Source organism: Methylobacterium sp. A52T (assembly GCF_053346095.1).
Genome location: NZ_JBKFBI010000032.1, coordinates 13,828 through 33,808, shown reverse-complemented (window position 1 = coordinate 33,808; position 19,981 = coordinate 13,828). Strand labels below are relative to the sequence as shown.

At 71.2% G+C, this 19,981-nt stretch carries 20 protein-coding genes; 6 read left to right on the top strand and 14 right to left on the bottom strand.

Annotated features, from left to right (window positions below; genetic code table 11):
* Positions 1–144: 144 nt before the first annotated feature.
* From soxA to ACLBYE_RS10550, 8 genes are read right to left on the bottom strand one after another with little or no spacing between them, the layout of a single operon-like run.
* The gene (soxA, locus tag ACLBYE_RS10585; protein ID WP_447694143.1) at positions 145–936 is read right to left on the bottom strand and encodes a sulfur oxidation c-type cytochrome SoxA; all 792 of its coding nucleotides are present in this window, start codon (positions 934–936) and stop codon (positions 145–147) included.
* A gap of 8 nt (positions 937–944) precedes the next feature.
* Positions 945–1,265 carry a thiosulfate oxidation carrier complex protein SoxZ gene (locus ACLBYE_RS10580; RefSeq protein ID WP_447694142.1) on the bottom strand — a complete coding sequence of 107 codons (321 nt, stop codon included), beginning with the start codon at positions 1,263–1,265 and terminating at the stop codon, positions 945–947.
* Positions 1,266–1,270: 5 nt separating this feature from the next.
* A complete protein-coding gene (locus ACLBYE_RS10575) occupies positions 1,271–1,723 on the bottom strand; it encodes a SoxY-related AACIE arm protein (RefSeq protein ID WP_447694141.1) in 453 nt (150 codons plus the stop codon).
* Positions 1,724–1,752: 29 nt separating this feature from the next.
* Entirely contained in the window at positions 1,753–2,199 is a 447-nt protein-coding gene (gene soxX, locus ACLBYE_RS10570; RefSeq protein ID WP_447694156.1) for a sulfur oxidation c-type cytochrome SoxX, read from the bottom strand.
* 20 nt (positions 2,200–2,219) lie between these two features.
* Complete coding sequence (locus ACLBYE_RS10565) at positions 2,220–3,479, bottom strand: FCSD flavin-binding domain-containing protein (protein WP_447694140.1); 1,260 nt, start codon at positions 3,477–3,479, stop codon at positions 2,220–2,222.
* Positions 3,479–3,772 (bottom strand): c-type cytochrome, encoded by a 294-nt coding sequence (locus ACLBYE_RS10560; RefSeq protein ID WP_447694139.1) that lies wholly within the window; start codon positions 3,770–3,772, stop codon positions 3,479–3,481. Before ACLBYE_RS10560 ends, ACLBYE_RS10565 begins: the two co-directional genes overlap by 1 nt.
* 10 nt (positions 3,773–3,782) lie before the next feature.
* The gene (locus ACLBYE_RS10555; RefSeq protein WP_447694138.1) at positions 3,783–5,978 is read right to left on the bottom strand and encodes a molybdopterin cofactor-binding domain-containing protein; all 2,196 of its coding nucleotides are present in this window, start codon (positions 5,976–5,978) and stop codon (positions 3,783–3,785) included.
* Positions 5,979–5,992: 14 nt separating this feature from the next.
* A complete protein-coding gene (locus tag ACLBYE_RS10550; protein ID WP_020095607.1) occupies positions 5,993–6,454 on the bottom strand; it encodes a (2Fe-2S)-binding protein in 462 nt (153 codons plus the stop codon).
* Between the two features lie 590 nt (positions 6,455–7,044).
* On the opposite strand from ACLBYE_RS10550, the gene acuR reads away from it, so the two are divergent.
* From acuR to ACLBYE_RS10520, 6 genes are all read left to right on the top strand, one after another.
* Positions 7,045–7,689: an acrylate utilization transcriptional regulator AcuR gene (acuR, locus tag ACLBYE_RS10545; protein ID WP_447694137.1), complete on the top strand. Its 645-nt coding sequence runs from the start codon at positions 7,045–7,047 to the stop codon at positions 7,687–7,689.
* 21 nt (positions 7,690–7,710) lie between these two features.
* A complete protein-coding gene (gene acuI, locus ACLBYE_RS10540; protein ID WP_447694136.1) occupies positions 7,711–8,694 on the top strand; it encodes an acrylyl-CoA reductase (NADPH) in 984 nt (327 codons plus the stop codon).
* A gap of 152 nt (positions 8,695–8,846) precedes the next feature.
* On the top strand, positions 8,847–10,067 hold the full coding sequence (locus ACLBYE_RS10535; RefSeq protein WP_447694135.1) for an ABC transporter substrate-binding protein: 1,221 nt from the start codon (positions 8,847–8,849) through the stop codon (positions 10,065–10,067).
* 12 nt (positions 10,068–10,079) lie between these two features.
* On the top strand, positions 10,080–11,315 hold the full coding sequence (locus ACLBYE_RS10530; protein ID WP_447694134.1) for an MFS transporter: 1,236 nt from the start codon (positions 10,080–10,082) through the stop codon (positions 11,313–11,315).
* 20 nt (positions 11,316–11,335) lie between these two features.
* Entirely contained in the window at positions 11,336–12,157 is an 822-nt protein-coding gene (locus tag ACLBYE_RS10525; protein WP_447694133.1) for an enoyl-CoA hydratase-related protein, read from the top strand.
* Entirely contained in the window at positions 12,154–13,602 is a 1,449-nt protein-coding gene (locus tag ACLBYE_RS10520; protein ID WP_447694132.1) for a class I adenylate-forming enzyme family protein, read from the top strand. The genes ACLBYE_RS10525 and ACLBYE_RS10520 overlap by 4 nt, the downstream gene beginning before the upstream one ends.
* A 326-nt stretch (positions 13,603–13,928) precedes the next feature.
* On the opposite strand, the gene ACLBYE_RS10515 is transcribed toward ACLBYE_RS10520, so the two are convergent.
* Genes ACLBYE_RS10515 through ACLBYE_RS10490 form a run of 6 tightly spaced genes read right to left on the bottom strand, consistent with a single transcriptional unit; the run spans position 13,929 to position 19,749 of the window.
* Positions 13,929–15,395 carry a class I adenylate-forming enzyme family protein gene (locus ACLBYE_RS10515; protein ID WP_447694131.1) on the bottom strand — a complete coding sequence of 489 codons (1,467 nt, stop codon included), beginning with the start codon at positions 15,393–15,395 and terminating at the stop codon, positions 13,929–13,931.
* Between the two features lie 37 nt (positions 15,396–15,432).
* Entirely contained in the window at positions 15,433–16,188 is a 756-nt protein-coding gene (locus tag ACLBYE_RS10510; RefSeq protein ID WP_447694130.1) for a CoA-transferase subunit beta, read from the bottom strand.
* Positions 16,181–17,008: a CoA transferase subunit A gene (locus tag ACLBYE_RS10505; protein WP_447694129.1), complete on the bottom strand. Its 828-nt coding sequence runs from the start codon at positions 17,006–17,008 to the stop codon at positions 16,181–16,183. Before ACLBYE_RS10505 ends, ACLBYE_RS10510 begins: the two co-directional genes overlap by 8 nt.
* A 25-nt stretch (positions 17,009–17,033) precedes the next feature.
* Entirely contained in the window at positions 17,034–17,750 is a 717-nt protein-coding gene (locus ACLBYE_RS10500; RefSeq protein WP_447694128.1) for an enoyl-CoA hydratase/isomerase family protein, read from the bottom strand.
* Positions 17,751–17,760: 10 nt separating this feature from the next.
* Positions 17,761–18,918 carry a CaiB/BaiF CoA transferase family protein gene (locus ACLBYE_RS10495; RefSeq protein ID WP_447694127.1) on the bottom strand — a complete coding sequence of 386 codons (1,158 nt, stop codon included), beginning with the start codon at positions 18,916–18,918 and terminating at the stop codon, positions 17,761–17,763.
* 15 nt (positions 18,919–18,933) lie between these two features.
* A complete protein-coding gene (locus ACLBYE_RS10490; RefSeq protein WP_447694126.1) occupies positions 18,934–19,749 on the bottom strand; it encodes an IclR family transcriptional regulator in 816 nt (271 codons plus the stop codon).
* Positions 19,750–19,981: the final 232 nt, after the last annotated feature.

Here is a 19,981-nt window from a genome sequence, read left to right as displayed (position 1 = left end):
GAAGCGCGGCGCTGGCTCGACCGCTAGAGCCACGGTCGTGGATCGACTGGTGGCCGAGGCGTTCGCGCTTCGGCCGTCCGGCGGGTCACCGCGGCCGGTCGACGAGGTGCGCGCGGCGTCGAGCGGTGGCCAGTCCGAGCTCGCTCAGGGGCGCACGGCCGGCGTCTCCAGCGGCAGCGGCGCGGCGCGCGTCGCGAGGTAGAGTTCGAGCGCAACGTATTCCGGCGCGCCGTACCCGAAGGGCTCGGCGCGCATGCCGGTGAGGCAGTTGCGCAGGCGCCGTTGCAGCGAGCCGAGACCTTGCCATTCGAGGCGGTAGAGCGGGTAGCCGGTCGGGTGGCCCTGCGGGATCATCGCTGCGCCGAGGCGGTGACCCCGATGGTCGTCGTGGCAGATGGCGCAGGACAGGCCGAGCTGGCCCTGGCGCGCCTCGAACAGCGCGCGACCCGCCGCCCGCGCGGGATCGAGCCGGGGATCGTCCGGCGGAGCGATCGGCAGCCCGCGGGACTGCGCGGCGACGAAGGCCGTCAGCGCCAGCAGGTCGGGGCTCTCGTAGGCGAGGGCCTCGGAGCCCTGATGCTCGCGGCGGCACGCGTTGACGCGAGACTGGAGGTCGATGGGCCTGCCCGTCCGCGCGTCCCAAGCGGGATAGCGTGCCGCGACACCCCGCATCGTGGACGAGGCCTCGCCGTGGCAGCCGGCGCAGGCGAGTCCCCCGGAGATGGGCGCCTTCGCCCAGAGGTCCTCCCCGTCCGCGACCGCGAGCATGCCGGGATTGGCCCCGTCGTCCCGCTGCATCGCCTGGATCTCGGGGCTCATCTGGTCGAAGCCCGAGCGTCGCTCGGCCGGCGGGACCGGCTCCGACCGCGCGAGAGGGCTGGTGAGGAGCAGGGCCACGAGCGCCGTCTGCAGCAGGGAGCCGAAGCGGCGCGGCACGGCGGGACTCAGGCCACGGTGATCGCCGCGGACTCGGTCTGATCGAAGCCGCCGTCGCCGCGCCACGTGAAGCTGAAGCGGCCGCTGCGCGTCGCGACCCAGGTGAAGGTCAGGTAGGGGTTGGCCGCTGAGGCGGGAAACAGCTCGGCCCGGAAGATCTCCTCGTCCTCGAAGCGGCAGACGAAGTCCGTCACGATGTTGCGCGGCAGGATGCGGCCGTCGGCACCGGGGCGGAAGCCCGTCTCCATCGGGTGCGAGATCAGGGTCCTGATCGTGATCGTGTCGCCGGGCTTGGCGGTCTTCGGCAGGTTGATCAGCGTGCGGGCCATCGGGGTCAGCCCTCCAGGCAGGCGGCGAGGGTCACGATGGCATCGGCGCTCGCCGACCAGTAGGTCCCGTCGCTCATCTCGGCGATGGCGGTGATGCGCTGCGTGTCGGCGAGCCGGATGCGTGTCGAGACCTGCGCGCGGCCGGCGCCCGGCCGCAGGTGGAATGTCACGACGTTCGGCTGCGGGTTCCTCTCGTTGAACACCCCGATCCGGCGCACGTGATCCCCGGGCGTCATCGCGCTCTCGACGGCGACGGTGAGCGGCACCGTGTTGCCGTTCTCCACGAGCGGCGGCAGGTCGAGGGTCACCCGGCCCGGTCGGATCGGGTTGTCACCCGCGAAGCGTCGGATGGCGGATTCCGTCGTTTCCGTGCGCGGGAGCGTCGCCGCGGCGGCGGGGCGCAGCGCGACGGCGAGCGCGGTGCCGACAGCCCCGGCGAGCACGCCGCGCCGGTCCATCGAACGCGCGCTCCGTCTCCTGTGCCTGCTCATCGGCTCTCCTCGGGACCCGCCTCGCGCAGCGTCGCCAGGAAGGCGACGACATCCTCGATCTCGGCCGCGCTCAGGATCGGCCGCCCCTGCCACGGCCGCCCCACGCGGGTGAGCCCTGTCAGGCTATAGTACGGTGGCATGATCGTCTCCGGGTTCAAGGCCCGTCCGTCCACCAGCCGCAGGCGCAGCTGACCCGAGCCCAGCCGCCCGCCGACGCCCGCGAGATCCGGGGCGAGGTTGCCCTGGAACCGCTCCTCCGGGAAGGGCCCGGTATGGCAGAGAAGGCAGAGCCCGCGGGTCCGGTCCACGACGATGGCCCGGCCGCGCGCGGCATCGCCCGGCGCGCCGGTCAGGCTCTCGGGGATGGCGTCGCCGACGATCGCGGTGGGGACCAGGCCCTCCCCGGCCTCCGCCGGCGGGGCGGCGACTGCCAGCACGAGCATGGCGGCCACGCGGCCCTCCCTCATCCGAACACGTCCCGGGTGATCGTCCGGTACCAGCTCTCGCCGTAGGCCGCCTCCTGCGCGCGCACCGCGTCGGGCGCGTCGAGGGGGCTGATACCGCCGGCGCCCGGAACGTCCGCCAGGAGGCCGTCGGTCGGGCGGAAGACGCCCGCGATCGAGATGCCGTTGCCCGGTGCGACGAGGCTCCAGCAGGTGTTGATGAGCCTCGGGCTCTCGGGCTCCCGTCCGGCCAGCAGGTCGATCACCGCCTGCGCGCAGACTTTGGCCTGCGCGTTCGCCGAGAAGGCGGATTTCGGCATCGCCCCTGCGATCGCCGCGTCGCCGATGACATGGATGCCCGGCACGAGGCGCGATTCGAAGGTCACCGGATCGATCGGGCACCAGCCGCTGCGGTCGGCGCAGCCGGCCTGCGCCGCGATGGGGCCGGCCCGCTGGGGCGGGATGATGCACGCCACATCGGCCTTGTACTCGGCGAAGTCCGTGCGAACGACCATCGCGGCGGCGTCGACTTCCGTGACCGCACCGCCCGAGGCGAGCGGCACGTATTCGAGCATGTCCGGGTACAGCTTCGCCCAGGCCGCCTCGAACAGTTTCTGCTTCGAGAACGTGTCCTTGGCGTCGAGCAGGACGAGCTTCGCCTGCGGCTTCCGGGTCTTCAGGAAATGCGCGATCAGGCTCGCGCGCTCGTAGGGGCCGGGCGGGCAGCGATACGGGTTGGCGGGTGCCGAGAGGACCACCGTGCCGCCCTCCGGCATGGCCTCGAGCTGGCGGGCGAGGAGCACCGTCTGCGCCCCGGCCTTCCAGGCATGGGGCATCGCCTCGGCGGCCTTCGCGTCGTAGCCCGGCACGGCGTCGAAGCGCAGCGCGATGCCCGGCGAGAGGATCAGGCGGTCGTAGGGCAGAGTCGTGCCGTCGCCGAGGGTCACCCGGCGCCCCGCCGGGTCGACCGCATCCGCCGTTCCGCGCACGAAGCGGAGCCGAGCCCGGCCGAGGGCCTCGTAGCCGAAGGTCTGGGCCTCGATCCCGCGCAGGCCAACGACGACCGCGTTGCTGCCCGTGCAGGCGACATAGCGCTCGGCCGCCTCGACCAGGGTCACGTCGACGCCGCCCGCGGCGAGGCAGCGCGCCGCCGTGGCACCCCCGAACCCGGCGCCCACGACCACGACGCGCGGCGCTGCGCCACCGAGGGCCGGGCGCGCCAGCGCGGTGGCCGCGGCTCCGCCGATCAGGGCGCGGCGGGTCGGAGAAGGCGCGCGCATCACCGCGATCCCTGCGCCGCGAACCAGGCGGCGATGGCCTGGCTCTCCTGCGCGCCGAACCCCTTGGCGATGCGGTTCATGATCGTCGCCGGGCGCGCGCCGGTCCGGAAGGCATCGAGGGCGCCGACGATCTCGGCTTCCGGCCGCCCCGCGAGCGCGCCCATCGCGGAGCCCTCGGCGTGGCAGCCGGTGCAGGACGAGGCGCCGGGCGGCGGCCGCATCCCGGCGGCGCCCGCGCCCGTTCCCCCGGCGAGGGCGGCGAGCAGCGCGAGCGCCGGCGTCATCGCCCTCATGCCCGTCCCCTCATGCCCGGCGGAGATCCGTGTCCTTCAGCGGAAGCTGGCGGACGCGCTTGCCGGTCGCAGCGAAGATCGCGTTGAGCACGGCCGGCGCGGCGACCGCGATCGTCGGCTCGCCGACGCCGCCCCAGAAACCGCCGGACGGCATCAGGATGGCCTCGACCGCCGGCATCGCGTCCATCCGCATCACCGGATAGCTGTCGAAGTTCGTCTGCTCGATGCGCCCGTCCTTCACCGTGCAGGCGCCGTACAGCGCGGCCGAGAGACCGTAGACGAAGGAGCCCGCCACCTGCGCGTCGATCTGCTGCGGGTTGACCGCGTGGCCGGGGTCGGTCGCCGCCACGATACGGTGGATCTTCAGCTCGCCCTGGTCGGAGACCGAGACCTCGGCCGCGCCCGCGACGTAGCTCCCGAACCCCATCGTCTGGCAGATGCCGCGGTAGACGCCCGCGGGCGGCTTGCTGGCCCATCCGATCCGCTCGGCCACCGCCTGCAGCACGGCCCGGTGCTTCGGATGGTTGTCCATCAGCTTCAGCCGGAAGGCGAGCGGGTCCTGCCCGGCGGCGTGGGCCAGCTCGTCCATGAAGCATTCGAGATAGATGGCGTTCGGGTTCAGGTTCACGCCCCGCCAGAAGCCCGGCAGGATGTGCGGGTTGCGCATCGCGTGATCGACCAGGATGTTGGGGATCGTGTAGCCGATCGCGGCCTCCGGACCTCCGGGGTTGAGACCCTGGAAGGTGACCGGGTCGCGGCCCTCGACCATGCGCTGGGGGGCGACCGAGGCCAGGATCGACTGGCCGGAGATGCGCATGTGCAGGCCGGTCAGGTTGCCGTTCCCGTCGAGGGCGGCGCGCATCCGGCACTGCGTGACCGGATGGTACCGGCCATGGGTCATGTCCTCCTCGCGGGTCCAGATCAGCTTGACCGGCGTGCCCGGCATCTCCCGCGCGATGAGCACCGCCTGACGCACCCAGTCGTGCGTGGCGCCGCGCCGGCCGAAGCCGCCGCCGAGATGGATCTTGTAGACCTCGCACGACGTGGCCGGCAGCCCGGCGGCGTCGGCGGTCGCGGCCAGAGCCGCCTCGCCGTTCTGTGTCGGCGTCCAGACCTCGCAGCGCTCCGGCGTCCAGAGCGCGGTGGCATTCATCGGCTCCATCGTGGCGTGATTCTGGAACGGTACGCCGTAGACGGCCTCCACCACCTTGGCGGCGCCCTTGAGGGCGCCGGCCACATCGCCGGCCTTGTTGCCGACGAAGGCCTGCTCGGCGTCGAGTCCCTCGCGCAGGGTCGCCGCGATGGTCTCGCTGGACACCGTCGCGTTCGGGCCATCGTCCCAGACGACCGGGAGGGCGTCGAGGGCTGTCTTGGCGCGCCAGAACGTGTCGGCCACCACCGCGACCGCGCTGTCGCCGACCTGGAGCACTCTTCGGACACCGGGCATGCCCGACACAGCCGCGGCGTCGAAGCTCCTCACGCTGCCGCCGGTCACCGGACAGTCCCGGATCGCGGCGTTGAGCAGCCCCGGCAGCTTGAGATCGATCCCGTAGACCTGGCTGCCGTCGAGCTTGGGTAGGGTGTCGAGCCGCTTCAGCGGCTTGCCGGCGATGGTCCAGTCCTTCGGATCCTTGAGCACCACGTCTTTCGGCGGCTCGATCCTGGCCGCCTCCGCGGCGACGGCGCCGTAAGTGATGCTGCGGCCGGAGGGGCCGTGGGTGATCACGCCCCGCTCGACGCGGCACTCGGCGGCGGGTACGCCCCAGCCCTTCGCGGCGGCGGCAATGAGCATCGTGCGGGCGGCGGCGCCGCCTCTTCGCACGTACTCATGAGAATCGCGCACGCCGCGGCTGCCGCCGGTCGAGTAATCACCCCAGACGCGCTTGCGGGCGAGGTTCTGGCCCGGGCTCGGATACTCGGTGGTGACCCTGGCCCAGTCGCAGTCGAGCTCCTCGGCGACGAGCTGCGCGAGGCCGGTGAGCGTGCCCTGGCCCATCTCCGAACGGGCGATGCGAATGACCACGGTCTCGTCCGGCTTCACCACGACCCAGGCATTGACCTCCGGCGCGGTGGGCGCCGCGTCGAGGGTTGCGGCCCGTGCGGCGAACGGGATGTGGAAGCCGAGGGTGAAGAGACCGGCGCCGGCGAGCAGCGTGCGGCGGCTGGGGCGGGCAGCCTGCGGGGCGGCCTTGGATTCGAGGCTCATCTGCTCTCCCCCCGTCAGCCGGACTGGCCGCGCTCGGCGGCGATCTTGATGCCGGCGAGCACACGGTTGTAGGTGCCGCAGCGGCAGATGTTGGTGATCTCCTGGCGGATCTGCTCCTCGCTCGGACGCGCGTTCTGCGCGAGCAGCGCCGCCGAGGCCATGATCATCCCGGGCTGGCAGAAGCCGCATTGCGGCACGTCGAGCTCGGCCCAGGCTTGCTGGACCGGATGGCGGGCATCCGGGGCTAGCCCCTCGATCGTGACGATCTTCTGCCCCGCCTCGATCGCCGAGAGCGGCACGGAGCAGGAGCGGACGGCCGCCCCGTCGATATGCACGGTGCAGGCGCCGCATTGGGCGATGCCGCAGCCGTACTTGGTGCCGGTCAACCCGATCTGCTCGCGGATGACCCAGAGGAGCGGGGTGTCGGCCTCGGCATCGACCTCACGCACGACGCCGTTGACGTTCAGTCGCGCCATCTGACCCCTCTCCCAAACGAGATTATGTATCCAGTATCCCCAAAGCGAGGGAGGCCTCAAGGGAGGGCGTCAGCGACCGTCGGCAGCATCCAGCCGGCGCTCGGACAGGTCGCCGTCTGCGACCCGAAGGCGCCAAGGCTCTCGAGGCCAATGGCGTGACCTCTCCTGCCATCGAGCTGACTTCTCGCAGATCCCGGCCGCCGTCAGCTGGATCGGAACCGAGCACCGAGCCGTGCCCGCTGGCCCGACTCTGTTCTCCGAGCGGATCGACGCGCATCCTCCCAGCCACACGCCTCTGCCCGACACCTTCCACGATGCTTCGCGCACATCTGGAGTCCATCATCCAGCGCGAGACGATGTCCGCTTCCGGAATACCGCCGTCGATCGCCGCATGGCCGTGACGGGCGCCAAGCCCTCGGTCAGCTTCCCAGCTCGCAGCCAGGGTCCGGCAGCAGTGCGTCCCAAACCCAGGTGACCGAACGGCGCTTTCCAGCTCGTCGCTGGTCCTCCCGAGAGCTGCGCACGGAACGCGACCTGACAGGATCCCGAGGCGCGTTGCATTTAATAATAAACCGGTCTATTTCTAAATTATGAAGCCCGATTCGGTCTCGGCTGTCACCGCGCGCAAGAGAGGTCGGCCACCTAGGCCTGAGCCGGCCTACGGCACGTCGCGGGCGGCCCTGATCCGGGTGGGCGTCGCGCTGCTATCGGAGAAGGGCTACTCGGCAACCGGCCTCGAAGAGGTCCTGCGCACCGCGGGTGTGCCGAAAGGTTCGTTCTACCACTACTTCGCGAGCAAGGACGTCTTCGGCGCCGAACTGATCGAGGCGTACGCAGCCTATTTCGCGCGCAAGCTCGACCGCTGGTTGCTCGATGAGCGTACGACCCCGATCGAGCGCATCAGGAACTTCGTCGCCGACGCGAAGGCCGGCATGGCACGCTACGAGTTCCGTCGCGGCTGTGTCGTCGGCAATCTCGGGCAGGAGATGAGCGCCCTGCCCGAGCTCTTCCGGGACCGTCTGCATGGCGTCCTCCTCGACTGGCAGGCGCGGACGGAGCGCTGTCTCCGGGAAGCCCAGGCAGCCGGCGAGATCGCCGCGGATGCCGATTGCGCTGCGCTGGCGGCGTTTTTCTGGATCGGCTGGGAAGGCGCGGTCCTGCGCGCCAAGCTCGAGCGCAGCCCCGAGCCTCTCGACCTCTTCGCCACCCTGTTCCTGACCTGTCTTACGCGCTGAGCGCCCCGCGGAGTGCCCCGAATGTTCAAGGCGATCCTGATCGAGAAGGATGAGGCGGGCTACCGCGCCGGCCTGCGTGAGATCGACGAGGCGCAGCTCCCCGAGGGTGACGTCACCGTGGATGTCGTCTACTCGACGTTGAACTACAAGGACGGGCTCGCGATCACCGGGAAAGGCCCGGTCGTGCGCAAGTTTCCGATGGTGCCGGGCATCGACATCGCCGGCACCGTCCGCGAGTCCCGGCATCACGACTACAAGGCCGGCGACCGCGTCGTCCTCAACGGCTGGGGCGTCGGCGAGACCCATTGGGGCGGGCTGGCGCAAGTCGCGCGGCTCAAGGGCGACTGGTTGGTGCCGTTGCCGGAGGCGCTTACGCCACGGCAGGCGATGGCGATCGGAACTGCCGGTTACACGGCGATGCTGTGCGTGATCGCCCTCGAGCGCCACGGCGTCACCCCCGACAAGGGCGAGGTCGTCGTCACCGGCGCGGCCGGTGGCGTCGGCAGCACGGCGGTCGCTCTCCTGTCGCGCCTCGGCTACACGGTCGTGGCGGTGAGCGGCCGTCCTGAGGAGGCCGATTACCTGCGCCGCCTCGGCGCAGCGGAGGTGCTGGACCGGGCGACATTCTCGGATCCGGGCCGGCCGCTCGCCCGGGAGCGCTGGGCCGGGGCCGTCGATGCGGTCGGTAGCCACACGCTGGCGAACGTCTGCGCCGCCATGAAGTACCGGGGCGTCGTGACGGCCTGCGGTCTGGCGCAGGGCATGGACCTGCCTGCGAGCGTGGCCCCCTTCATCCTGCGCGGCGTCAGCCTGATCGGGATCGACAGCGTGATGTGCCCGCGGCCCGAGCGGATCGACGCCTGGAACAGGCTGGTCCGCGACCTCGATCCGGTCAAGCTCGAGGCGATCACGGACGAGATCGGCCTGTCAGAGGCTGTGGCCACCGCGGAACGCCTGATGTCGGGCCGGGTGCGCGGCCGCGTCGTCGTCGACGTGCATCGCTAGGCGCTCTCGCCAGCTCTCGCCGCCGTTCGACTGCGGCACGGACGGAAATCATACAGGGAAGACTTGAGTGTGATGACGTAGCACTGGGCGCGGCACTGCCGCCGGACTGGCAAAAACAAACACAGTCCGTTCATACCGATGGAGGAAAGACCATGAAGGGTGTATTCGCGCTGGCGATCGCGTTGGGCGGCCTGTCCGTCGCGCAGGCCGACCCGCTGCCGACCTTCCGTATCGGCGTGCTGAACGATCAGTCCGGGCTCTACGCCGACATCGCGGGGCCGGGCTCCGTCGAGGCCGCGCGCATGGCCGTCGAGGACTTCAAGCCGGACGCGAGGGGCTTCCGCGTCGAGGTTCTCTCGGCCGACCATCAGAACAAGCCCGATATCGGCGCGGCCATCGTGCGACGCTGGTTCGACGTCGACCAGGTCGACGCGATCGTCGACGTACCGACCTCTTCGGTCGCCCTGGCCGTGTCGAACATCGCGAGCGAGAAGGACAAGGCGTTCCTGATCGCGAGCGCCGGCTCCTCGGATCTGACCGGGAAGAACTGCACCCGGACCAACGTCCACTGGACCTACGACACCTGGGCCCTCGGCAACAGCACGGCGCGCGCCGTGATCAAGCAGGGCGGAAAGTCCTGGTACTTCCTCACGACGGACTACGCCTTCGGTCACGCCCTGGAGCGCGACGCCACCGAGGCCGTGACGAAGGCGGGCGGCAAGTCCCTCGGACACGTCCTGGCTCCGTTCCAGAGCACTGACTTCTCCTCTTACCTGCTCCAGGCCCAGGGCAGCGGTGCGCAGGTGGTCGCGCTCGCCAATTCCGGCGGCGACACCATCAACGCCATCAAGCAGGCCTCGGAGTTCGGCCTCACCGACGGCGGCCAGAAGCTCGTCGCGCTCCTCGCCTTCATCTCGGACATCCACTCGGTCGGCCTGAAGGTCGCCCACGGCCTGACTCTGACCGAGGCGTTCTACTGGGACCTCAATGACGGCACCCGGACCTGGGCGAGGCGGTTCGCGGCACGCAACGGTGGCCGTTACCCGACGATGAACCAGGCCGGCACCTACGCGGCGATGCTCCACTGGATGAAGGCGATCGCCGCCCTCGACAAGGACAAGGCGCATCGCGGCACCGACGTCGTCGCGCAGATGAAGGCGATGCCGACGGACGATCCGCTGTTCGGCCACGGCTCGATCCGCGCGGACGGGCGCACCATCCACGACCTCTACCTGTTCCAGGTCAAGGACCCGTCCGAGTCGAAGGGGCCGTACGACTACTACAAGCTCGTCGACACCATCCCCGGCGACCAGGCGTTCCGGCCCATGGCCGACGGCGGCTGCCCCCTCGTGGCCCATACGGCCGCGAAGTGAGGCAGCCTAGCCATGGCACGTCCTGACTCGGCCGACAGCGCGACCATCAGCGCAAAGCGGATGGCGATCGGGCTGCTGCTCCTGAGCGAGGTGGCGGCTATGGCGACGTGGTTCGCCACCACCGCCTCGATCGGCGCGATCCGCACGCAGTGGACGCTGAGCCCGTTCCAGGAGGCCCTGCTCACCAACAGCGTGCAGGCCGGGTTCGTCGCCGGCACCCTGGTCAGCGCGCTGCTGGGGCTGGCCGACCGGTTCGACCTGCGCCGGCTGTTCTGCGGCTGCGCCGTCGCGGCCGGTCTCGCCAACCTCCTGATGCTGGCCTTCGCGCCGACCTCGCCGATGGTGCCGCTGCTGCGCTTCGTGACGGGGGCCTGCATGGCCGGCGTCTACCCGGTCGGCATGAAGATCGCCGCGACCTGGGCGGTGGGCGACCTGGGGCTGCTGATCGGCCTTCTGGTGGGCGCGCTAACCCTCGGCTCGGCGCTGCCCCACCTCGTCGCGGCCCTCGGCCAGCTCGACTGGCACCTGCCGGTGCTCGGTGCGGCGTTGGGCGCCCTCCTCTCGGCGGCCCTGATCCGCTTCGTGCAGCTCGGGCCGATCCGGTCGGAGGCCCCGCCCCTGCGCCTGGAGAACGCCCTGGAGGCGTGGCGCAACCGCGGGGTGCGCTTGGCCAATCTCGGCTATCTCGGCCACATGTGGGAGCTCTACGCGATGTGGGCCTGGATCGGCGCCTTCATGGCGGCGAGCTTCCGTGAGCGTTACGGCAACGCGCCGCCGTTCCCGCCGGAACTGGCCGCCTTCGCGGTGGTGGCGGCCGGGGCGTTCGGCGCGATGCTGGGCGGCTGGGCGGCCGATCGACTCGGGCGCACTCTGGTCACCGGCGCCTCGATGCTGGCCAGCGGCTGCTGTGCCATCGCGGTGGGTTTCCTGTTCGGCGGCCCGGCCTGGGCGGTGCTGGCGGTGGGCGTGCTCTGGGGCGTCGCGGTGATCGCCGATTCGGCGCAGTTCTCGGCGGCGGTGAGCGAGCTGAGCGACCGCAGGCTGATCGGCACGATGCTCACCGTGCAGACCTGCCTCGGCTTTCTCCTGACGCTCGTCAGCATCCAGCTCATCGCCTTCGCCGGGACATTCCTCGGCTGGCGCTTCGCCTTCGCGCTGCTGGCCGTGGGGCCGTTCCTAGGTCTCGCTTCGATGCTGCGGCTGCGGCGCCTACCCGAGGCCAAGCGACTGGCGGGAGGACGCAAGTGACAGCGAGGAGAAAGCCACCCGTGGCCTTCAAGACGATCACCTACGAGACGCTCGCGCCGGTGGCGCGCATCACCCTGAACCGCCCGGAGCGCACCAACGCGATCAGCGCGACCATGCTGGACGAGCTCGCGCAGGCGATGGACGCGGCCGAGGCCGACGATGCGGTCCGCGCCGTGATCGTGCGCGGGGCCGGCACGGCCTTCTCGTCGGGCTTCGATCTCAAGGATCAGATGGCGCTGCGCCCTGAAGGCGTGAGCCAGTGGCGCCCGATCCTGCGCAAGGATTTCGACGTGCCGATGCGCTTCTGGCACTGCCCGAAGCCGACCATCGCGGCGGTGCGCGGCCCCTGCCTCGCGGGCGCCTGCGAGCTGGCACTGGCCTGCGACGTGACCGTGGCGGCCGAGGACGCCTTCTTCGGGGAGCCGGAGCTGAAGTTCGGCGCGGGCATCGTGGTGATGATCCTGCCCTGGATCGTGGGTCCGAAGATCGCCAAGGAGATCATCCTCACGGGCGAGGACCGCATCCCGGCGCGGCGCGCCTACGAGATCGGCATGGTCAACCGGGTGGTGCCGGCGGCCGACCTCGACGCCAGCGCGCTGCACCTCGCCCGGCACATCGCGGCGATCGACCCGAACCTCGTCAAGGAGACCAAGCGAGCGATCAACCGGTCGATCGAGGCGCGGGGCATGCTGGAGGCCCTGGAGACGGCCCTCGACATCGACCTGCTGATCGAGGGCGAGGGCTCGCCGGACAAGCGGGCCTTCATGGACATCGCCCGGTCGCAGGGTCTCAAGGCGGCGCTAGCGTGGCGCGACAGCCGCTTCCCGGGAGCCGGATCGTGACCGGGGCGCTGGCGGAGACCCTGGGCGCGGGACTCGGCCGCCCGAGCAGCCGGGTGGACGAGAGTTCCGGCCCCGGGATGTCGGGGCGCGACCTCGGTGCACACGCGGAGCTGGTCGCCGGTCAGCTGCGTGCGGCGGGCGTGCGCCCGCACGAGCCGGTGCACCTCACCATCGGCAACCGGGCGCTCGATCTCGGGACTCTGCTCGGCCTCTGGCGGGCGGGCGCGGTCGCGGTGCCCGTGCACCGGGCCGCCGCACCGCTCACCCGCGCGGCGGTCGAGCGGGCGACGCGTGCCCGCTTCCGGATCGACGGGCTCAGCTTGGAGGAGATCGCGGAGGATGCGCCGCCGGTGCGGCCGCTCCTGGACGGGGCCGCACTCGTGGTCTTCACCTCGGGCAGCACCGGCGTGCCGAAGGGCGTGGTTCTCGGGCACGATGCCCTGGCGCGCAAGCTCGCGATCCTCGACCGGCTGCTGGGCTTTCGCCCGGACGACGTTGTCGCGGTGCCGCTCCAGCTGACCTTCATCTTCGGGATCTGGGCGAGCCTTCTGGCGATCCGCTCCGGGGCAAGACTCGTCCTCGTCCCGAAGTTCACGCCCGCGACGCTCGAGGGCCTGCTCGCCACGGAGGCGACGGTGTTGGCCGTCGTGCCGACCATGCTGCGAGCTCTGCTGGCCGACGGTGTCCCGCCGGCCGCCCGTCTGCGGGCGGTGCTGACCGGCGGCGAGGCGCTCAGCCCGTCGCTGACGCAAGCCGTCCGCGGCGGATGGCCGAAGGCCGAGCTCGTCGACCTCTACGGCTCGACCGAGACTGGCTCCTGCGACTTCTGTCACCGGCCGCGGGACGTCTCGGAGGCTGGGTCGATCGGCATGCCAACCGAGGGCGTGTCGTTCCGCATCGTCCGGGACGACGGCGCGCTCGCCGCTCCGGGCGAGACCGGCGAGCTGCGGATCCGAACTGCCTGCGGCATGCTCGGCTATCTCGACGGCGCCGAGCTCACGCGCTCCGCGCTGGAGGCGGACCACTTCCGCACAGGCGATCTCGCGCGCCTGCGCCAGGACGGTCACGTCGAGCTCGTCGGGCGCTCCAAGGAGATCGTCGCGCGGGGCGGCAACAAGATCGCCCCCATGGAGATCGAGAACGCCCTGTGCGCGCATCCGGACATCGCGGCGGCCCTGTGCGCCGGCGTGTCCGACCCGCGCCTCGGCGAGGCGATCCACGCGGTCGTCGTGCTGAAGCCTGACCGCGCGCTGTCGGCGGACGAACTCAGGCGCTGGGCATCGGCCCATCTCGAACGTTACAAGGTGCCGGACGTGATCGTCTTCAGCGACACGCTGCCGTCGGGCGCGACCGGAAAGGCGAGCCGGGCGATGGTCAGTACGCTCACGCTGATCCACGCGGAGACGACGTCGGACGACCTGCAGGGCGCGCCGGTGAGCTCCTAGGCGGGGACGCGGGGCCGTTCGCGCGATCGTCTTGTCCGCGCTCTCAGCACCGCGGGGAGCCTATTCGCGCGGGCGCTCTTCCGGTTCGAGAGCCGATCCGCCCTGTCCTGCTCGACGTGGACCTGCCGGCGCCGGTGCGCCTGCCGCCGAAGCGGATCCGGGTTCGGCGCGAGAACGCGCGGTACAACAAGGATCCTGAGCCGCCGGCCTGATGCAATCAGGTCGGAGCCGGTTCTGTCCTGGGTCGGCCGCGAGCGTGCGCCACACCGAGGCGGGTCGGTGAGACGCGCTGCGGTTCGCGTCTGCCGTTCGCGTAGACACGCGTCCTAGGAAGCGGCCAACAAGCCACGCAGCGCCTTGCGGTCGGTCTTGCCGACGCCGTTGACCGGCAGCACGTCGAGCCTGCGAATCTGCGCCGGCACGTAGATCCGCGCGAGGGACCCGCGCACGAAATCCTTGAGCCCCGGCTCGTCGAGGCCCTCGCCCTCCCGCAGCACCACGAAGGCCACCGGTACCTCGCCGAGATCCGCGTCGGGGGCGCCAACCACGCAACAGTCGCAGATGGCCGGATGGGCAGCGAGTTGCCGCTCGATCAGCGCGGGCGAGATATTCTCGCCGCCGCGAATGATCACGTCCTTGATGCGCCCCGTGATGGCGAGGAAGCCGTCGGCGTCGAAGCGGCCGAGATCACCGGTGCGCAGCCAGCCGTCCACGATCGGCTGGTCCGCGCTGCCGAGATAGCCGACCATCAGGGCCGGGCCGGCGATGCGGATCTCCCCTTCCCGGCCGGCCTCGACCGGGCGATCCGTGACCGGATCGAACAGGTCCACGTTCTGGCCCGCGAGCACGGTCCCGATCGTGCCGATGCGACGCCGGCCCGGCGGGTTCATGGTCGAGGTGCAGGTCGCCTCCGACAGGCCGTAGGAGACGAGGAGCGGCACGCCGAAGGCCTCCTCGATCTGCCGATGCAGGGTCGGGGTGATCGGCGCCGAGCCGCAGCGCAGGAAGCGCAGACCCGGGAAGCGCTCCCCGGGGCGCAGCAGGGGCAGCATCCGCGCGTAGATCGTCGGCACGCCGGTCATGTAGGTGATGCCGCCAGATCGCAGGCGGTCGAGGGCGGCCTCGGCCTGGAAGCGCTCCATCAGCACGATCTCGGCTCCGGCCAGGAGAGGCACGATCAGCTGGTTGTTGATGCCGTTCGTGTGATGAAGCGGCATGACGTGGAGAAGCCGGTCCTCGGGCCCCGTACCGGTGTGACGGAGCACGCCCGCGGCGTTGCAGATCAGGCCTTCGTGGCGCAGCAGCACGCCCTTCGGCCGGCCGGTGCTCCCCGAGGTGAAAAGCAGCATGGCCTCATCCCGCGGGCCGACCTCGGCCGCGAAGGCCGCGCCGTCGGCGAGGCTGTCCAGTGCGCGGACGTCCAGGCCGGTCAGAGCGGCGGGCGAGGCGTCGACCTGGGCGACGATGAGATGCCGCATGCCGACGAGCGCCGCCTGCTCGGCCACCACCTCCGGCGCGAGCCCCGGCTCCAGGAAGCAGACGCAGGCGCCGGCCTGCATGGCCCCGAAATAGGCCGCGATGGCCGCCGCACTCTTGGGCGCGATCAGTCCGACCCGGTCACCCTTGGCGACACCCCAGTCCCGGACCGCGCCCGCGGCGGCGTCGATCCGCGCACCGAGGTCGGCATAGGATACGACGTCGGAGCCCGAGAGCGCCGTGCGGCCCGTCCCCGCATGATCCGCGATGGCCGCGCGCAGCCGCGCGCTGATCGAGTCCGGCATGGCAGCGCTCATGGCGGCGATCTCCTGTCCCGTCTGTCTGCCCCGCGCCTCAGCGCAAGCGGATGCCCGCATCGGCCGCGAACCGGCCCTCCGGGTCGAGGGCCGCCAGCGCCGCCCGCTCCTCCGGGGTCGGCGGGGGCGTCGGGGCGGCACCGTCCGCCGAGAACGCGAAGCCGGTGCGGTCCCGGACCTCGTCGAGGGTCGCCTCGGGATGCCAGGAGGCCAGCACGAGCCGGCCCTCTCGCTTCGTGAAGACGGCGATCGGCGTGACCACGCCGTGCATGCCGCCGGCCGCGGTGACGAAGTCGAGGGTCTCGACGAGGGTGCGGCGGGAATGCTCGGAGCGCCACGTGACCGCCCGGCGGGCCGTGGGCAGCATCACGGCGCCGCCGCCGCCCCCCGGAAGCCGCACCCGCGGGGCGTGCCAGTCGCCGATGCAGGAGACGTTCGTCCGGCCCAGCCCGTCGACCTGCGCGGCGCCCAGGAAGCACAGGTCCATCAGGCCGCGGGTGCAGAGATCGTAGAAATCCTCGTTGGCGAAGATCGCCCGCGAGCCCTCGGCGAGCACCGGGTCGGAGGACGAGATCGGCACCTTCGACGGGTTCGGGTCGACGCCGCCGGCGACGTTGATGTAGGTGAACGCGAACGAATAGGCCTGCTTAGCGAGCAGGCAGGCCAGCATCGGCAGGGCCGAGTTCACGCCGCTGAAGGTGATCTCGTTCGGCCGCACGAACCGGGCGAGATTGGTGACGATGTAGGAAAAGCCCGACCAGGCCTCATTCGCGTTGGACGCCGCCTCAGACATGGGCAGCCTCCCGCGCCTCGGGGCCGGCGGCGAGGTGGTCGGCGAGCACGCCCGGGGCGTCGGTCATGTAGGCCTCCACGGCCGGGTAATCGATCTCGTAATCCGGCCAGAGCGAGCCGGGCCAAGCCCCGTTCGGCACGATGCTCACCGCCTCGACGAGGAAGTGGGGCACCAGCGTCAGTTCGGGCTGGTCGCGGAAGGAGGCGTCCGGGGCGACCCGCTCGGCCACCACGAGCACGCGCTTGGCCGAGCGGCTCATGATCCGGTCCCAGTGCGAGGTTCCGTAGACGCGCACATCCCCCGACGCGCTGACCTCGTTGGCCTGGATCACCGCGAAGTCCGGCTGGATGCGCGGGATGGCGTAGACCGCCTCGCCGCTGCCGTAGGGGTCCTCGATCGTCGTCCAGCCGTTGAGCGCCGGCAGGTCCGAGCCGTGGATGCCGCCGCAGGGCATGAACGGCACGCCGAAGGCCGCCGCCCGCAGACCGGCGGTCAGGCTGGCGCAGGCGTGCTCCTCGAGGCGAACGTCGCCGGACTCGATCGCGCGGCGGTACCAGGGCGCGAGGCCGAAATTGCCTTCCATGGCCACGATCCCTGCCTTCGCCCGCGACAGGGCGCCGGCGCGGCAGAGGATGTCGATGTCGTAGCCGGGCGACTGCTTGACGACTTCGAGGTCGCGGCGCCCCTGGCGGATCAGCTCGCGCACGAACGCGAAGGGGCCGCGGTGCAGGAAGCTGCCGCCGAGCGCCAGGGAGCTGCCGTCCGGCACGCGGGCGGCGAGGTCTGCGAGGGGGACGATCTTCTGGGTTCCGGCGCTCACGGGGCGTCCTCCGGTCGGAAACGAGTCAGGCCGCGCGGTAGGCGCGGATTCGGTCCTTCAGCCCCGGGCGCGCGGCCGAGGCGACGAGGTCGGCGAGGTCGTCCGCGCGGGTGTCCCGGGCGGCGGCGCGGTTGAGGGCCGCCCCGGCCCAGGGAGACAGGCGCGTCGCCGCCTCCGACGCGTCCGCGACCGTGCCGGGCCAGGCCTCGGTCGCCGCGACAGCGGTGAGAAAGCCGTCCGCCAGGGCCTCCGGGGCATCGAACACCCGGCCCTCCTGCAGAACGAGCCGGGCCTTGGAGCCGCCGACACGCTCGGCGTAGCGGCGCGTGCCGAGCACCAGCCCGAACGACAGGCCCGGCATGCGGAAGGTGGCGGCCGGGTCGCCGACCCGTCGGCCGCAGGCGCAGATCATGTCGACCCCGGCGCCGAAATTGCGCCCGTGCGCGAGCGCCAGCGTGTCGAAGGGCGCGTGGGCCAGCGCCTGGAGCAGCTGCTCGATCCGCACGAAACGGAGCAGGAGGTCGCCCTCCGACCGGTCCTCGTAGCCCCCGAAATCGAACCCGGCGCTGAAGTTCCGGCCCGCGCCCTTGAGCACGAGGAGCCGGGTCCCGTCGCCGCCCGCCGCCGCCACGGCGTCGAGGAGCGCGTCGACCAGGTCGGCCGACAGAGCGTTCATCTTGTCGGGGCGGTTGAGCGTCAGGGTCAGCGTGTCGCCGCTGCGCGCCTTCAGGAGTTCGTCCATGGCGCCGCCCTCACGCCGTCCGCGCGCGGGCCGGCGCGGCGTCGCCGAACAGCTCGTCATTGTGCTGACCGAGCGCCGGCGGTTCCCGGTAGATCGGGAAGCCCTCGCCCGAGAACTTCAGCGGCGACACGAAGGTGCGCGTCTCGGCACCGGACGGCAGGCTCAGCGGCTGGACCCAGCCCATGTGCGCGACCTGCGGATCGGCCAGCGCGTCGGCGTAGCCGTTGATCGGCGCGCAGGGCACGCCCGCTGCACGGAACCGGGCGAGAAGATCGGCGCAGGTGAGGTCGGCGAAGTCGCGCTCGAGGATCGCCAGGAGCGCCCCCTGGTTCTGCGCCCGCAGGGCGGTCGAGGCGAAGCGCGGATCCGCGGCGAGGTCGTCGCGCCCGATCGCCGCGCAGGCGGCGCGATAGAGCGCGTCGTTGCCCGCCGCCATGGCGAAGTATCCGTCCTGGGCGCGGAACGCCTGATAGGGCGCGTTGCGCGGGTGGGCGGAGCCCAGCCGCTTCGGATCGCGGCCGCTGCCGAAATACTCGCTGGTCTGGAGCGCGCCCATCGCCAGCGAGGCCCCGAACATCGAGGCGTCGATGTGCACGCCCGTCCCGCCCGCCCGCACCTGGAACAGCGCCGCCGCGATGGCGTAGGCCGCGTAGAGGCCGGTGCCGAAATCCGAGATCGGCACGCCGCACTTCACCGGCGGCGCGCCGGGCTCGCCCGTGACGCTCATCACGCCGCTCATCGCCTGCAGCGTCAGGTCGAACCCGGCCTCGGCGGAGCGCGGCCCCTCCTGCCCGAAGGCCGAGATGGAGCAGTAGACGAGGCCCGGCTGCCCGGCGCTGACGCTCGCGTAGTCGAGGCCGAGCCGCTTCATCACGCCGGGGCGGTTATTCTCCAGCACCACGTCGGCGGAGCGGATCAGATCGAGGGCGCGGGCCTTGTCGGCCGGATCCTTCAGGTCCAGCGTCACGGAGCGCTTGTTGCGGTTGAGCGAGGCGAAGTTCTCGCTGAAGCCCGCGTTGAGGGGCGGCCAGGCCCGCATCGTGTCGCCGCCGTCCGGATTCTCGACCTTGACGACGTCGGCGCCCATGTCGGCGAGCAGCATGGCGCAGAACGGACCGGCCGCGACACTGCAGAACTCGATCACGCGGATACCGGACAGCGGTCGCATGGGCCTACTCCTCGATCAGGCAAGCGCCGCCGGCGCGCGCGGGGGCGCCGAGCCTCGGGCATGCCGCGGCGCGGCAGGGGATGAGACGGTGATGGGGTTGTAGCCGAGGGCCCGCGACAGGCTGCGCGCCGCGTCGACGACCACGTCGCTGAAGCGGCGGAGCGCCGTGGGATTCAGGCGATCGGCCGGCCCGGAGATACCGATCGCCGCGACGGGACGGCCCATGGCATCGTGGACGATCGCGGCGAGCCCGCAGACGCCCTCACGCCACTCCCCGCGATTGATCGCGAAACCCTGGATCCGGACCTGCTCGAGTTCCCGCCGCAGGAGGGCGAGGGTCGCGATCGTGCGCGGTGTGTGGACCTGGAGCGTCTCCGGCAGGTGGGCCAGCGCCTCCTCCTGATAGGCGAGCAGCGCCTTGCCGGACGCCACGCAATAGGCCGGAGCGCGGCCACCGATCGACGAATAGGCGCGAACCGGCTGGGGGCTCTCGATCTTGTGCAGGTAGATGACGTCCGCCCGGTCGAGCAGCGACAGGTGGATGGTCTCCTGGGTTTGATCGGCCAGGGTCCGCATGAAGGGCTCGGCGACCTGCCGGACGTCGATCCGCGCCACGACGGGACTGGCGAGTTCGAAGAGCTTCAAGGTGCAGGCGTAGGTGCCACCGGTCTGGGCGCGCACGTAGCCGGCGGCCACCAGTGTCTGGAGCGTGCGATGCACGTTGCTCTTCGTGAGGTTGAGCGCGCGCGCCAGTTCGCTGACGCCCCGGGGCGTCTCGCTGCCGGCCAAGTGCTCCAGGAGCATCAATCCCTTGAGGAGGGTGCTGTCCATCGTTCCAACATTCGAAACGTCGTTCTGGTAGAAGCTAGCGTTGCCCGTCACGCCTCGTCAAGTGCAGTCACCCGAACGAGCTGCAACAACGCTAGCGGTTTCTCGAATACAGGCCGCGCAGTCGCGAATTCTGCAGTTTCTCCATTGACTGCAGGCCGGGGCGTTCATAGCCTGTCAATTCCTGATACGTCGTTATAAATAATAGAACAATGCGCGTCGTTCTCAGGCTGGC